This window comes from Maricaulis sp., assembly GCF_030149235.1.
GTDB lineage: Bacteria > Pseudomonadota > Alphaproteobacteria > Caulobacterales > Maricaulaceae > Maricaulis.
Genome location: NZ_JASBRW010000014.1, coordinates 1 through 14,800 on the forward strand (window position 1 = coordinate 1; position 14,800 = coordinate 14,800).

Annotated in this window: 15 protein-coding genes; all 15 read left to right on the forward strand. The window is 62.0% G+C overall.

From position 1 onward, the window contains the following. The first annotated feature begins 25 nt into the window (after nt 1-25). Genes rpsB through lpxB form a run of 15 tightly spaced genes read left to right on the forward strand, consistent with a single transcriptional unit; the run spans nt 26 to nt 14,781 of the window. Nucleotides 26-880, forward strand: a complete 855-nt coding sequence (gene rpsB, locus Q1V51_RS02225; protein ID WP_300552602.1) for a 30S ribosomal protein S2 — start codon at nt 26-28, stop codon at nt 878-880. Nucleotides 881-916: 36 nt separating this feature from the next. Further along, nucleotides 917-1,852 (forward strand): translation elongation factor Ts, encoded by a 936-nt coding sequence (gene tsf / locus Q1V51_RS02230; RefSeq protein WP_300552251.1) that lies wholly within the window; start codon nt 917-919, stop codon nt 1,850-1,852. 55 nt (nt 1,853-1,907) lie between these two features. Continuing rightward, on the forward strand, nt 1,908-2,687 hold the full coding sequence (gene pyrH / locus Q1V51_RS02235) for a UMP kinase (protein ID WP_300552253.1): 780 nt from the start codon (nt 1,908-1,910) through the stop codon (nt 2,685-2,687). A gap of 32 nt (nt 2,688-2,719) precedes the next feature. Then, on the forward strand, nt 2,720-3,283 hold the full coding sequence (frr, locus tag Q1V51_RS02240; protein ID WP_300552255.1) for a ribosome recycling factor: 564 nt from the start codon (nt 2,720-2,722) through the stop codon (nt 3,281-3,283). Nucleotides 3,284-3,307: 24 nt separating this feature from the next. Further along, nucleotides 3,308-4,045 (forward strand): isoprenyl transferase, encoded by a 738-nt coding sequence (locus tag Q1V51_RS02245; protein WP_300552257.1) that lies wholly within the window; start codon nt 3,308-3,310, stop codon nt 4,043-4,045. Beyond that, nucleotides 4,029-4,829 carry a phosphatidate cytidylyltransferase gene (locus tag Q1V51_RS02250; protein ID WP_300552260.1) on the forward strand — a complete coding sequence of 267 codons (801 nt, stop codon included), beginning with the start codon at nt 4,029-4,031 and terminating at the stop codon, nt 4,827-4,829. Before Q1V51_RS02245 ends, Q1V51_RS02250 begins: the two co-directional genes overlap by 17 nt. Continuing rightward, on the forward strand, nt 4,826-6,019 hold the full coding sequence (gene dxr / locus Q1V51_RS02255) for a 1-deoxy-D-xylulose-5-phosphate reductoisomerase (RefSeq protein ID WP_300552263.1): 1,194 nt from the start codon (nt 4,826-4,828) through the stop codon (nt 6,017-6,019). The genes Q1V51_RS02250 and dxr overlap by 4 nt, the downstream gene beginning before the upstream one ends. A 10-nt stretch (nt 6,020-6,029) precedes the next feature. Beyond that, the gene (gene rseP, locus Q1V51_RS02260) at nt 6,030-7,484 is read left to right on the forward strand and encodes an RIP metalloprotease RseP (RefSeq protein ID WP_300552266.1); all 1,455 of its coding nucleotides are present in this window, start codon (nt 6,030-6,032) and stop codon (nt 7,482-7,484) included. A gap of 26 nt (nt 7,485-7,510) precedes the next feature. Next, nucleotides 7,511-9,865, forward strand: coding sequence for an outer membrane protein assembly factor BamA (bamA, locus tag Q1V51_RS02265; RefSeq protein WP_300552269.1), 2,355 nt, complete (start codon nt 7,511-7,513; stop codon nt 9,863-9,865). 4 nt (nt 9,866-9,869) lie between these two features. Further along, the gene (locus Q1V51_RS02270) at nt 9,870-10,460 is read left to right on the forward strand and encodes an OmpH family outer membrane protein (RefSeq protein WP_300552272.1); all 591 of its coding nucleotides are present in this window, start codon (nt 9,870-9,872) and stop codon (nt 10,458-10,460) included. Between the two features lie 19 nt (nt 10,461-10,479). After that, the gene (lpxD, locus tag Q1V51_RS02275; protein ID WP_300552274.1) at nt 10,480-11,514 is read left to right on the forward strand and encodes a UDP-3-O-(3-hydroxymyristoyl)glucosamine N-acyltransferase; all 1,035 of its coding nucleotides are present in this window, start codon (nt 10,480-10,482) and stop codon (nt 11,512-11,514) included. A 4-nt stretch (nt 11,515-11,518) separates the two neighbouring features. Further along, complete coding sequence (fabZ, locus tag Q1V51_RS02280; RefSeq protein ID WP_300552277.1) at nt 11,519-11,965, forward strand: 3-hydroxyacyl-ACP dehydratase FabZ; 447 nt, start codon at nt 11,519-11,521, stop codon at nt 11,963-11,965. Next, a complete protein-coding gene (gene lpxA / locus Q1V51_RS02285) occupies nt 11,962-12,756 on the forward strand; it encodes an acyl-ACP--UDP-N-acetylglucosamine O-acyltransferase (protein ID WP_300552279.1) in 795 nt (264 codons plus the stop codon). The genes fabZ and lpxA overlap by 4 nt, the downstream gene beginning before the upstream one ends. Continuing rightward, entirely contained in the window at nt 12,749-13,624 is an 876-nt protein-coding gene (lpxI, locus tag Q1V51_RS02290; protein WP_300552282.1) for a UDP-2,3-diacylglucosamine diphosphatase LpxI, read from the forward strand. The genes lpxA and lpxI overlap by 8 nt, the downstream gene beginning before the upstream one ends. Continuing rightward, nucleotides 13,621-14,781 carry a lipid-A-disaccharide synthase gene (gene lpxB, locus Q1V51_RS02295; protein ID WP_300552285.1) on the forward strand — a complete coding sequence of 387 codons (1,161 nt, stop codon included), beginning with the start codon at nt 13,621-13,623 and terminating at the stop codon, nt 14,779-14,781. The genes lpxI and lpxB overlap by 4 nt, the downstream gene beginning before the upstream one ends. Nucleotides 14,782-14,800: the final 19 nt, after the last annotated feature.

Sequence of the window (14,800 nt, forward strand, 5' to 3'; positions counted from 1 at the left end):
AGGCCAACCGGAAAAGGATACATCGATGGCTCTCCCTGAATTCAGCATGCGCCAGCTGCTCGAAGCTGGCTGTCATTTCGGACACCAGACGCACCGCTGGAACCCGAAGATGAAAGACTACATCTTCGGCGATCGCTCCAATATTCACATCATCGACCTGTCGCAGACGGTCCCGCTGCTGCACCAGGCCCTGGTGAAAGTGCGCGAAACCGCTGCCAAGGGCGGCCGCGTCCTCTTCGTCGGCACCAAGCGCCAGGCCCAGGAGCCGATCTCCCAGGCGGCCGGTCGCTGCGCGCAGTACTACATGAACCAGCGCTGGCTCGGCGGCACGCTGACCAACTGGTCGACGATCTCCAAATCCATCCAGCGTCTGCGCGAACTGGAAAGCATGTTCGACAGCGAGGGCGGCCTTGACGGTCTGACCAAGAAAGAACAGCTGATGCTGACGCGTGAGCGCGATAAGCTGGAACGCTCCCTCGGCGGTATCAAGGACATGGGCGGCACGCCGGACCTGATGTTCGTGATCGACACCAACAAGGAAGCGATCGCGATCCAGGAAGCCAAGAAGCTCGGCATCCCGGTTGTCGCCATCGTCGATACCAATTGCGACCCGGACCCGATTGATTTCCCGATCCCGGGCAATGACGATGCCAGCCGCGCGATCGCACTGTATTGCGACCTCGTTGCTGACGCCATCCTCGACGGCATGGCCGACAGCCAGCTCGCCATGGGCGTGGATCTGGGTGAAGCCGAAGCACCGGTCGAAGCCATGATTGAAGCCGAAGCCCCGGCTGCTGAAAAAGTCGCTGCTGAGGCTCCGGCCGAAGCGGCTGAAGCCCCGGCGGAAGCGTCCACCGACACCGACAAAACCGAAGCCTAAAAGCTTCAACCGACCGAATATTCCAGGAGAATACCGATGGCTGCAATTACGGCTGCACTGGTAAAAGAACTGCGCGAGAAAACCGGCGTAGGCATGATGGACTGCAAGAAAGCGCTGAACGAGACGGACGGCGATTTCGAAGCGGCTGTCGACTGGCTGCGCAAGAAGGGCCTGTCCAAGGCTGCCAAGAAGGCTGACCGCGTCGCCGCTGAAGGCCTCGTCGCTGTGGCGACCGAAGGCTCCAATGGTGCCGTTGTCGAGGTCAATTCCGAGACCGACTTCGTGGCCCGTAACGAGACCTTCCAGGTCGCAGTGAAGGACATTGCGACCCTGGCCCTGACCACGGGCGGCGATGTCGACGCCCTCAAGGCGGCATCCCTGCCGTCCGGCGAGACCGTCGAAGACAAGCTGACCAACCTGGTCGCGACGATCGGCGAGAACATGTCCCTGCGCCGCACCCAGGTCATCACGGCCGAACCGGGTGTTGTCGCGTCCTACATCCACAATGCTGAAGCTGACGGCATGGGCGCCCTCGGTGTTCTCGTTGGCCTGAAGTCCGAGGGTGACAAGGACAAGCTGGCTGAGCTGGGCCGCAAGATCGCCATGCACGTCGCCGCCGGTTCTCCGGCGATTGCCGTCTCGGTCGACATTGACGGTGTCGACAGCGCGATTGCCGACAAGGAACGTGAAGTCTTCGCCGACCAGGCGCGCGCTTCAGGCAAGCCGGACAACATCGTAGAGAAGATGGTGGAAGGCCGCATGCGCAAGTTTTACGAGGAAGTCGTGCTGCTGAAGCAGGCTTTCGTCATGGACCCGGACCGCACCATCGAGAAAGTTCTCGAAGATGCCGGCAAGGAGCTTGGCTCTCCGGTTGAGATCACCGGCTTTGTCCGTATGGCCAAAGGCGAGGGTGTCGAGAAAAAAGAAGAGGACTTCGCTGCCGAAGTCGCGGCCGCAACCGGCCAAGCCTAAAAATGCTGTATGGCGGCGCTGTTTCAGCGCCGCCATTTTCTATAGGCTGAACCTCGTGACTGATTCTGCTTCCTCCGCGCCTTCGGGCGATGAAAACCCGCCGCAATTCCGGCGGGTTCTGCTCAAGGTCTCCGGCGAGGCCCTGATGGGCTCGCAGCAATTCGGCATCGATCTGGAAACCGCCAATCGGATCGCCGGCGAGGTCAAGCAGGCCGTCGAGGCGGGCACGGAAATGTGCCTGGTGATTGGCGGCGGCAATATTTTCCGCGGACTGTCCGGTGCTGCCAAGGGCATGGACCGGACCGCAGCGGACTATATGGGCATGCTGGCCACGGTGATGAACGCGCTGGCCATGCAGACGGCGCTGGAAAGCATCGGCGTTCAGACCCGCGTCCAGTCGGCCATTCCCATGACCACGGTGTGCGAACCCTATATCCGCCGCCGCGCCACGCGGCACATGGAAAAGGGCCGGGTGGTGATCTTTGCGGCCGGCACCGGTAATCCCTTCTTCACCACCGATACCGCTGCGGCCCTGCGCGCTGCCGAAATGGGCTGTGATGCCCTGGTCAAGGGGACCCAGGTGGATGGTGTCTACAGCGATGATCCGCGCAAAAACCCGGATGCGGAGCGCTATGACCGCCTCGATTATCTCGATGTGCTGACCCGCGATCTGAAAGTCATGGACGCTTCGGCGGTGACATTGATGCGCGAAAATGCGATCCCGATCGTGGTATTCGATATTCACACCACGGGCGGTCTGGCCCAGGTGCTCGCCGGGGAAGGCGTGTGCACCATTATCGGCGATGTTCGCGAGCCCGCGGCCGCCGGGGCCTGATACGTTCCAGACCATAACAAGGGGAAACGTCCATGAGCGATGTGGATTACGATGAGGCGGACCTGAAGCGCCGCATGGATGGCGCGCTGGAGTCGCTGCGCAAGGAGTTCGGCGGTCTGCGGACTGGCCGAGCCAGCGCGGCCTTGCTCGACCCGATCAAGGTCGAAGCCTACGGTTCCCCGACGCCGATCAGCCAGGTCGGAACGGTTTCCGTTCCCGAGCCGCGCATGATCTCGGTCCAGGTCTGGGACAAGGATCTCGTCGGCGCCGTGGACAAGGCGATCCGCAATTCCGCGCTGGGCCTCAATCCGGTTGTCGAAGGTCAGCTGCTGCGTATTCCGATCCCGCCGCTCAATGAGGAGCGCCGCGCCGAGATTGCCAAGCTGGCTGGCACCTATGCTGAGAATGCCCGCGTTGCCGTGCGCAATGTGCGCCGCGACGGCATGGACGCGCTGAAGAAAATGGAAAAGGATGGCGATCTTTCCGAGGACGAGCACAAGATGTTCGCCGATGATGTGCAGAAGCTGACCGATGCTGCCATCAAGGGGATCGATGAGAGCCTGAAGACCAAGCAAGAAGAGATCATGCAGGTTTGATCGCCGGTTCTCGCGGAGACCAGAATGACCGAGACGGCGCCCGCAATATCGACCGTGCCGAGCCATGTGGCGATTATCATGGATGGCAATGGACGCTGGGCGAAACAGCGCGGCCGGCCGCGCTCTTTCGGGCATTCCAAGGGCGTTGATACCGTCCGCAAAACGGTCGAGGCGGCGGGCAATATCGGCATTCGCCATCTCACCCTGTTCAGCTTCTCGACGGAAAACTGGAACCGTCCGGCCGATGAGGTCGGCGCCTTGTTCGAGCTGATGAAACGCTATGTCGAAGCTGATTTCAACACGCTCGACAAACGTGGTGTGCGCGTCCAGATCGCCGGGCGCCGCGATGACCTCTCTGCTGATATCCTGGAGATTATCGAGAAAGCCGAGCGCCAGACCGCCGGCAATACCGATTTCTACCTGACCATCGCTTTCAATTATGGCGGCCGCGATGAAATTGTCCGGGCCTGCCAGTCGATTGCCCGTGATGTGGCGTCCGGTGAGGTGAAGCCGGACGAGATCGATGAAAGCCTGTTCAGCAGCCGGGTCGATACGGCGGGCATTCCCGATGTCGACCTCTTGATCCGTACCAGCGGCGAGCAACGCATTTCCAACTTCCTGCTCTGGCAGGCGGCCTATGCCGAATTGCTATTCCTCGACGTGTTGTGGCCGGATTTCTCGCCCGAACATCTTGAGGGGGCGGTACAGGTGTTCGCAGCCCGCGAGCGGCGCTATGGAGGCGTCAATGCCGGCGCGGCATGATCCGGTCTTTCGCAAGCGCCTGCTGTCCGCTCTGATCCTCGGTCCCCTTGCTTTTCTCCTGCTCTGGTATGGCGAGCTGGCCTTTACCGCCTGGGTTGCAGCCTTTGCCGCGGCCATGGCCTGGGAATGGATCCAGATGTCCGATCGCGACGCGCCGCCGGTGGCCTATGCCATCGCCTGCGCCACGGCCTCGGGGGCGGTGTTGCTGGCCGGTCAGACCTCCATAGCCGATGCGGTAATCTGGGGCGCGCTGGGCACGCTGGGCAGCGGTATTGAACGCTGGCGCCGCGGCTGGTCGATCGAGATTCTCGGCGTGCTTTATGTCTCGCTTTCGGCGGCCCTGCTGGCCGCCATGCGGGCACAGGAGCCCAACGGCCTGGCCGCTGTGATCGTGCTGTTTTCCATCGTATGGGCCGCGGACAGTTTCGCCTACCTTGTCGGGACCTGGATTGGAGGGCCGAAACTCGTGCCACAGGCTAGCCCCAACAAGACCTGGTCGGGCTTTCTTGCCGGACTGGCCGCCGGCATGGCTGCCGGGTGGGCCGCGGGCATGATCTTCGGTCTCGACCCCGTGATGGTGCTCGTGTTCGGCCTCCTTGTGGGCGCTGCAGCGATTGCCGGGGACCTGGCCATGTCGCTGTTCAAGCGCGGTTTCGGGGTCAAGGACAGTGGCACGCTGATCCCGGGCCATGGTGGCGTTCTCGATCGTGTCGATGCGCTTATGCTGGCAGTGATTATCTCCGTCATTGCCCAGCGCTTTATCGATCTGGGATGGGGCGCATGAGCATGCCGCGCCGGATTTCCGTTCTCGGGGCGACGGGCTCTGTCGGTGCCGCCACACTCGACCTGATCGAGCGCGCACCGGAGGGGGTGTATGACGTCGTCGCCCTGACAGCGCGCACCAATGTGCTCGAACTGGCCCGTCTGGCCATCAAGCACCGCGCCCGCTTTGTCGCCATCGCCGACGAAGCCTGCGAACCGGCCCTTCGCGAGGCGCTGGCCGGCCATGACATCGAGATTGCCAGCGGTGAGGGAGGGGTCATCGAGGCGGCGCAACGCCCGGCGGACTGGATCATGGCCGCCATAGTCGGCGCGGCGGGATTGCGCCCGACGCTTGCCGCCTTGCGCCAGGGGCGGGCGCTGGCCTTTGCCAACAAGGAATGCCTGGTCTGTGCCGGCGCCCTGTTCATGCAGGAAGCAGCGGCCCACAGGACCCGGCTCCTGCCGGTGGACAGCGAGCACAATGCCATTTTCCAGGTCTTCAACAGTGAGGACCGCGGCGCGATCGACGCCATAACCCTGACGGCCTCCGGTGGCCCGTTCCGGACCTGGGATAAGATTCGCATGCAAAGTGCTGGGCGGGCCGACGCGTTGGCGCATCCGACCTGGGATATGGGCGCGAAGATTTCCATTGATAGCGCGACGATGATGAATAAAGGGCTCGAGGTCATTGAGGCCTGCTGGCTGTTTGATCTGCCGGAGGACCAGGTCCGCGTCGTCGTGCATCCGCAATCCATCGTGCACGGCATGGTGCATTATGCCGATGGCAGCGTCCTGGCGCAGATGGGTTCACCGGATATGCGCACGCCGATTGCCCATACGCTGGCCTGGCCGGAGCGCATGGCCGCGCCGGTGGAGCGCCTCGATCTGACACAGGCCGGACGTCTCGATTTCGAACCGCCGGATCTGGAGCGTTTCCCAGCCTTGCGCCTGGCGCGTGAGGCGGTGCAGGCCGGGGGCATTGCCCCCACGGTGCTCAATGCGGCTAATGAAGTGGCGGTGGCCGCGTTTCTGGATGAACAGATCGGTTTTCTTGACATCACCGCTTGTGTTTCCGAGGCTCTTGATCGCGCGGCGGGGGATGAGGACATGCCGTCGCAATTGGGAGCGTTCGACGACGTGTTCGCGATCGACAGGCGGGCAAGAGTGCTGGCACGCGGCTTGATTGGCGCACCGGCCGGACAGAACGGATAAGGGTTTCCTCATGAGCGTGATTTTCGGCTCCTTGCTGGCCATCGTCTCCTTTGTCTTCCTGATTTCGATCGTCGTGGTGATTCACGAGCTGGGGCATTATTGGGCCGGCCGCTGGTGCGGCGTGCATGCGGAGGCCTTTTCCATGGGGTTCGGCCCGACCATGTTCTCCTGGAGGGACAAGAACGGCACGGTCTGGCGGATCGCGGCGCTACCCATTGGCGGCTATGTGAAATTCCTCGGCGATGCCGGCGCGGCCAGCGAACCGGATTCGGAAAAACTCAAGGAACTTCGAGAACGCATGGGGAATGCGTCCGAAAAGTGCTATCATTTCAAACCCATCTGGCAGCGCGCCTTCATTACGGCGGCGGGTCCGATTGCCAATTTCATGCTTGCGATTTTTATCTTTGCCGTGATGGCGCTGTCTTTCGGCGACCGCTTCAATGAGCCGGTCGTGGGAAGTATCAGTACTGGAACGCCCGCGGAAACGGCCGGATTTGAGATCTATGATCGTATTGTCTCGATCAATGGCATGCGGATCCGTGATTTCTCCGACATCGCCCGTGAAGCGGTCTGGCGGCCGGGCGAGGAGTTGAACTTCCAGGTCCAGCGCGGCGATGAAATAATTACCATCCGCGCGGCCGCGGAGCTGGTGACGGTTCAGGATCGTTTCGGTGGTGAGCGCCAGTTTGCCCAGGTGGGTCTGGGGTCGTCCTCTATCCCGATGATTGGCAGGATCGAGCCGGGCGGCGCGGCCGAGATGGCCGGCTTCATGTCCCGGGATGTGGTGCTGTCGGTGGATGGTCAGCCGGTCCGGGTCTTCCAGGATATCGAACGTGCGGTAGAGGCCCGATCGGGTGAGACGCTGACCTATGTGGTCCGCCGCGGCGAGGACGAGCTGAGCCTGCGTGCGGCGCTGCCGTTCCGCGATCGTGAAACGCTGATGCAGGGGCAAGGGCAGGGGATGATTGGATCCATCACCATGGCCAGCGCCGGCGCGATGGAAACCTATCAGAGCTATAATCCGGTGACCGCACTAATCCGCGGGGCCGACCGGACCTGGGGCGTGGTCTACATGACCGCCCGCTATGTCAGCTATGTCGTCACCCTGCGTTCACCGCCAACCATGCTCAATGGCCCGCTCGGGATTGCAGAGACGGCCGGGCAGATGGCCCAGACCAGTATCGAACAGGGCCGGAGCGCCGCGGAAAGCGCATTTTTGTGGCTCGTGAACATGATTTTGCTGGCTGCATTCCTGTCGGTGGGACTGGGATTGGTGAATTTGTTACCGATCCCGATCCTCGACGGCGGTCATTTAGTGTATTACGCCTATGAGGCGGTCGCGAGACGCCCGTTAAGCATGAAGGCGCAACAACTTGGTTTTCAGTTGGGGCTTGCACTTGTGCTTGGGATGATGCTTTTAGCGACCTGGAACGATATTAACTACAAGCTCAGTCAATGGTTCTGACTGAGCGCAGAAAGCGGCGATCTTTCATGGCGAGTGTTTTGCGTGTGCTTTTCGCGGCCCTGATGACCTGCAGCCTCGGGGCGGCTGCACTGGCTCAGGATCCGGCATCTGATACAGGACAGCCCGCCGTCCAGGCCCAGCCGGTGATCCAGCAGATCTTGGTCGATGGCAATCAGCGAGTGGAAGCAGATACGGTTATCTCCTACCTGCTGATTCAGCCGGGCCGGCCGCTTGATCCGCAAACCGTTAACCTGTCGATCCAGACCCTGTTCGCCACGGGCCTGTTCTCCGATGTCCAGATCGAGGATCGCGGCAATATCGCCGTTGTCCGCGTACAGGAAAATCCGATCATCAACCGCGTGGTCCTGGAAGGGAACCGCGCCATGGATGATGACAAGATCACGGACGAGATCCAGGCCCAGCCGCGCGCCATCTTCACCCGCGCCCGGGTGCAGTCCGATGTGCAGCGGATTATCGAGGTTTACCGCCGCTCGGGCCGTTTTGCCGCGACCGTAACGCCGAAAATCATCGAGCTGCCGCAGAACCGTGTCGATCTGATTTTCGAGATTTCCGAGGGTCCGGTCACCGGTGTCAGCCGCATCAACTTCATTGGTAATGACAGCTTCTCAGACCGCCGTCTGCGCCGCGAACTCGTGACCCGGGAATCGCGCTGGTGGCGGTTCTACTCGTCGAATGACAATTACGACCCGGATCGTCTGGAATACGACCGCGAGCTGCTGCGCCAGTATTACCAGAACCGGGGCTATGCCAATTTCCGGGTGCTGTCCTCTGTGGCCGAGCTGACCCCGGATCAGGAAAGCTTCTACATCACCATCACGATCGATGAGGGTGAGGTCTATAATTTCGGCGAGATCACTGTCGACAGCCAGATCGAGGAACTCACCAATGAATTCCTTGAGGCCATCCTGCCGATCAATACCGGTGATATCTACCGTGCCGACGCGATCGAGAATTCGATTGATACGCTGACCTTTGCGGCCGGTGCGTCGGGCTATGCCTTCATCAATATCCGCCCGATCATCGAGCGTAACCGCGACACGCAAACCGTCGACGTTGAATTCGTGCTCGATGAAGGGCCGCGTGTCTACATCGAGCGCATCGACATCGTGAACAATACCCGGACGCTCGACCGTGTGATCCGCCGCGAGCTCGATGTGGTTGAGGGCGACGCCTTCAACCGCGTCCTGATCGACCGGTCGCGCAATAATGTCCGTCGTCTCGGCTTCTTCGAGGAAGTCGAAGTGACCGAGACGCCGGGCTCGAGTGCTGACCGTGCGCGCCTGCTGGTTGACGTCACAGAACAGCCGACGGGTGAGCTGGCCTTTGGTGCCGGTTTCTCCTCGACGGATGCCTTCCTGGTTGACCTGTCGATCTCCGAGCGCAATCTGCGTGGCCGCGGCCAGTTCCTGCGTTTCCGGATTTCCGCCAGCTCGCGCCGGGAGACGATTGATATCCGCTTCACCGAACCGCGCTTCCTCGATCGCAATCTGGCGGCCGGTTTTGACCTCTTCCGGGTCAATTCGGACTTCCTGAGCGAAGCCTCCTTCCAGACCGAGTCGACGGGTGGTTCCGTGCGCATGGGTTTCCCGGTGACGGCGAATACCAACATGCAGCTGCGCTATACGATCCGGAATGACAACGTCCTGGTCTTCTCCAGCGCGTCGGCGGCCTTGCAGAGCCAGTCCGGTAACCGGACCACCTCGGTGGTTGGCTATTCCTTCAGCTGGTCCCAACTTAATGATCCGATCGAACCGAGCGATGGTTTCCGTTTCACCGTGAGCCAGGACTTTGCCGGTCTCGGTGGTGACGTGAACTATGTTCGCACCGAGATCCAGTCAGCCTTCTATTATGGCTTGTGGCGCGACATCGTCGCGAGCTTCACCGCCGATACCGGTTTCATTCTGGGATGGGGTGGAGACTCGATCCGCATCAACGACCGCTTCTTCAAGGGCGGCAACAGCTTCCGTGGCTTTGATGTAGGCGGTCTGGGGCCGCGTACTGTCTCGCGGGACGAGGATACGGGTGAGTTGATTCTTGGCGATAGCCTGGGTGGCAGGCTTTATGCAATTGGCGCACTTGAAGTCACTTTCCCGCTGGGTCTGCCAGAGCAATACGGCATCAGCGGAAGCGTCTTCACTGAGTTTGGTACTCTGGGTCTTCTGGACACAGTGGACCAGATCGACGAGGGAACAAGTCCGGTCTTTACGGTCGATGATTTGGCGCTGCGGGCGTCGGCTGGCGTGAGTATCTTCTGGGATTCTCCGTTCGGTCCGGTCCGTTTCGACTTCGCAGAGGCGTTTATGGCGGAAGAGTACGACAGAACGGAATTCTTCCGCTTCAGCACACGAACAGGGTTCTAAGAATATGAAATTTCTCAAAGCATTTCTGCTCCTTCCGCTGGCGGTCGTTGCGCTCGCCGGTCCGGCGATGGCGCAGGCCAAGGTCATTGTGATCGATCGCGATCGCATCCTGGCGCAAAGCCAGGTCGGCCAGCACGTTGCTGAGCGTCTGACCACGATCGAGGCCGAGATGGCTGCCGAGCTCCAGGCCATCGGTGCGCCGCTGGCCCAGGAACGCGATGCGCTCAATGCTGAGACCGCAAGCATGACCCCGGCCGCTGTCCAGGCCCGTCCCGATTTGATGCAGCGCATCGAGGCGCTTAACGCCAACGCGGCTGCCTTTGAACAGGCGCGCCGCATTCGTGCGGAAGAGCTTGAGCGGACGCGCGTCCAGGCCCTGCGCCCGGTCGGCGAAGCGCTTGACGGTATTGTTCAGCAGCTGGTGGCGAACGAAGCCCCGGACCTGCTGCTTGATCGCTCTGTGCTCTACTATGCCAGCGACAATGTCGATATGAGCGCAACGCTCATCGAACAGCTGAATGCACAGCTGCCGACGGTTCCGGTCAACCGCGTCCGCGTTTCCGTCGACCCGGCTGCTTCGCAGGGCGGCGAATAAGACCAGGATCGGAAGACACGTGGCTGAAACCAGGTTCTACGACCGGCTTGGCCCCAGAACGATTACGGAAATCGCTGCGTTATCTGACGCGGCGATTTCTGATTCTGGGGCAGGCGACATCAAGGTGGATGCGGTGGCGCCCCTGACCGAGGCGAAGGCCGGATCGGTGTCCTATGTGGAGTCGGCCAAATTCCTTGCGGCCTCAGAGGGTGTCGATCTGCGAGGCGCGGTTGTGATAGCCACTGAGGCTCTTGATCATGCGCTGCGCGAACGCGGGGCAATCGTCCTGGTCCATGCTGCGCCGCGAGCCGCCTTCGCACGAATTGCCACCGCCCTGTTCCGTCCGCGTCGGGTCGCTTCTGCGCAAGCCATCGATCCGAGTGCCCGTATTGCCGGTGATGCCGTGATCGCGGCCCATGTCGTGATCGGACCGGATGTCGAGATCGGGGCCGGTGTCTTTATTGGACCAGGTGCTCATATCGGACCGGGTTGCCGTATCGGGGCTGGCAGTGTGATTGGCGCCAATGCGTCTATTTCCTGCACCGATATGGGTGAGGGGTGCCAGATCCTCGCCGGAGCTGTCCTCGGTGAAGCCGGTTTTGGCGTCGCGGTGGCGGGCAGCTCAGTCATCGACATCCCGCATCTGGGCCTTGTGCGCCTGGGTGACCGGGTCACGGTGGGGGCCAATTCCTGTATCGACCGGGCTGTATTTGGCGAGACCCGTCTGGGGGATGGCGTCAAACTCGATAATCTTTGCCATATCGCGCACAATGTAACGGTCGGGGCTTCGGTGCTGATGCCGGCCTTTGCCGGTGTGTCCGGATCGACCACGATCGGCGAGGGCGTGATGTTCGGTGGCCGCGTCGGCGTGTCGGACCATGTCGATATCGGCGCCGGTGCACGGGTCGGCGGCAATTCGGCGGTGATGAATAATGTGCCGGCCGGTGAAACCTATGCCGGTGCGCCGGCTCAGCCGATCCGCAAGCATATGCGTGAGGTCGCCGAACTTCGGCGTCTGGTAAAGTCTAAGGACAAAAGCAAAAAAGGGGGCTGAAGCCATGTCCGAGCGGATTGAGAGTACCGAAATCCAGCAATTGATCCCGCACCGCTACCCCTTCCTGCTTGTGGATGCGGCAGAAGATTATGTCGAGGGCGAGTCCATCACCGGCCTCAAAGGTGTGACGGCGAACGAGCCTTTCTTCCCGGGCCATTTTCCCGGCAATCCGGTGATGCCGGGCGTGCTGATGATCGAGGCCATGGGCCAGACGGGCGCTGTCCTGATGTCCAAGACGCTGAAAGCCGATCCGTCCAGGGTGACGATCTTCTTCATGGGGGCCGACAAGGTGAAGTTCCGCACGCCGGTGCGTCCAGGCATGATGTTGCGCATGCCGGTCGTCGTCACGGCTGCGCGCCATGGCGTGTTCAAGTTCAAGGGCGAGGTCTATGCCGACGGGGCCAAGGCGGCCCAGGCCGAGTTCGCCGCCAAAGCGGTAGAGCACGCATGAGCGCCCCGGTGATCCATCCGACCGCGATTGTCGATTCCGCGGCCCGGCTGGGTGAGGGCGTGGAAATCGGTCCGTTCTGCATGGTGGGACCGCATGCTGTTCTCGGCGACCGCGTGCGCCTGCTCTCGCACGCCACTGTGGCTGGAAATACCAATATCGGCGAGGACTGCGTGCTTTATCCCGGCGTGCATCTCGGTCATCCGCCGCAGGATTTCAAATACCAGGGTGAAGATACCAAGCTGGTGATCGGTCAGCGCAATATCATCCGCGAGAACGTCACCATGCACCCCGGAACCAGTGTGGGCCGGGGTGAAACCCGTGTCGGCGATGACGGCTACTTCATGGTCAACAGCCATGTCTCGCATGACAGTGTCGTCGGCGACCGCGTGGTCTTCGCCAATGGAGCGGCGATTGGCGGCGGTACCACCGTGGCCGATCATGTCATTCTTGGTGGTTATGCTGGTGTACACCAGAACAGCCGCATCGGGCGTCACGCCTTCATCGGTGCCATGGCCATGGTCACGGCCGACGTCATTCCCTACGGCTCGGTGATCGGCAATCATGCGCGCCTGGCCGGGCTTAATGTCGTGGGTCTCAAGCGCCGCGGCATGCCGCGCGAGACCCTGCGCGATTTGCGCACCGCCTATCGTTTGCTGTTTGCCGCAGAGGGCACGTTCCAGGAACGCATCGAAGATGTGTCCGGCGCTTATTCGGACAACGCACCGGTGAAGGAAATCATCGATTTCATCCGGGCCGACGCCAAGCGCTCCTTGTGCATGCCCAATGACTGACACCGCTTGCCAGGCCGATTCGTGGTCGCGGCTGGGTATTCTGGCCGGTGGCGGTGACTTGCCGTTGACCCTGGCGCGCGCCGTGTCGGAGGATAACCCCTTCATCGTCGAGCTCTCCGGTTTTTCCGACCGGGATTATTCCGCCTTCGAAACAAAAACCATTGCGGTCGGCCAGATCGGCAAGATCATTAAAGCGTTACATGAAGCGAAGTGCGACACGATCTGTTTCGCCGGCTATGTCACCCGGCCGGATATGAAGGCGTTGAAGATGGATGCGCGGGGCCTCGCCCTGGTGCCCAAGGCACTGGCGGCGGGACGCAAGGGTGATGATGCGCTGATCCGTGTCGTGGTGGGCGAGTTTGAGCAGGCCGGTTTCCGGGTTGCCGGAGCCGATGAGGTTCTGGCCGGCCTGGCTCCCGATGATGATGGCGCTATCGCGCCGGAGCTCGCGCACGCACACCAGGCCGATATCGACAAGGCCGCTGCCATTGCCCGCTCCATCGGAGCGCTGGATATCGGCCAGGCCTGCGTGGTCGCGGACGGTCTGGTTCTGGCTGTCGAGGCACAGGAAGGCACCAACGAAATGCTGGACCGCGTCGCCGGCCTGGATGCGGCCTTGCGTGGCCGTGCCGGGGACCGCCGCGGTGTTCTGGCGAAAATGCCCAAGCCGGTGCAGGAGCGCCGGGTGGACCTGCCGACGATCGGGGCCGGCACCGTGACGCGATGTGCTCAGGCTGGCCTGGCCGGTATCGCGCTCGAGGCGGGTGCGGCACTGGTGCTGGAAGGTGAGGCGGTCAAGGCCGCCCTGGCTGAAAACGGCATGTTCCTCGCGATCGTGCCAGCTGTTGGCAAGGCCGAAGACGCATGAACCAATCGCCGTCCATCTATGTCGTCGCGGCCGAACGTTCCGGTGACCTGCTCGGCGCCGGACTGATCAAGGCGCTCAAGGCCCAGACCGGGGGCGAGGGAGTGTTTCATGGCGTCGGCGGCGAGGCGATGGCGGAGGAAGGCGTGGATAGCGCGGTCGATATTTCCGGCCTGTCCATTCTGGGCTTCTTCGACGGTCTCAAGGCCTTCAAACGGGTCAAGGCGCGCGTCGCCGAGACTGTGGCCGATATTCTCAAGCACAGGCCCGATGCAGTCGTCCTGATCGATAGCTGGGGCTTCATGCTGCGTGTCGCCCAGGGCGTGCGCGCCGCGGATCCGTCGATCAAGCTGATCAAATATGTCGGCCCACAAGTGTTCGCGACGCGCCGCGGCCGGGCCAAGACGCTGGCCGCTGCTGTCGATCACCTGATGACTATTCTCAGCTTCGACGCGCCGTATTACGCGCCGCACGGCCTGCCGGTGACCTTCGTCGGCAATCCGACGCTGGATCGCATGCAGCCGGGCGATGGCACCGGTTTCCGCGCCTGCCATGGCATTGGCGAGGATGAGGAAACCGTCCTTGTCCTGTTCGGCAGCCGCAAATCGGAAATCGACCGTATGTCGGCCGACTTCACTCGCACGATCCGGCGATTGAGAGCGCAGCGCGGCGTCCGCCCGGTCATTGTCACTGCCGGATCGGTCGCCACCCATCTGGCCTCGGTCTCGGCCCAGTTTGCGGACGAGTTCGGCGCGGTGATCGTGAGCGAAGAGGAAAAGGCCGACGCATTTTCTGCAGCCGATGTGGCGCTGGCGTGTTCCGGTACGGTGGTCACCGAGCTGGCGACCGCTGGCGTGCCCACGGTCACCGGTTACAAGCTCGGCTGGCTGACCTGGGCGATTATCCGTGGTTTCAACATCATGAAGGCGCCTTTCATCAGCCTGGTGAATATCGCCGCAGACGAGATGCTGGTGCCGGAATTCGTCCAGACGCGAGTGCGGGCCGGGCTAATGGCGCAAGCCGTGGCCGATTTGCTCGATGATCCGGCCGGTCGCGAGGCCCTGAGCGCGCGCCTGGTCGAAACCACGGCGCAGATGCGCGGGCGCGGTGAAGCCAGTGACCGGGCCGCCGCCACGGTGCTCGATGTGATCGCGCTATAAAAAAGGCCGCCCCGGAGGG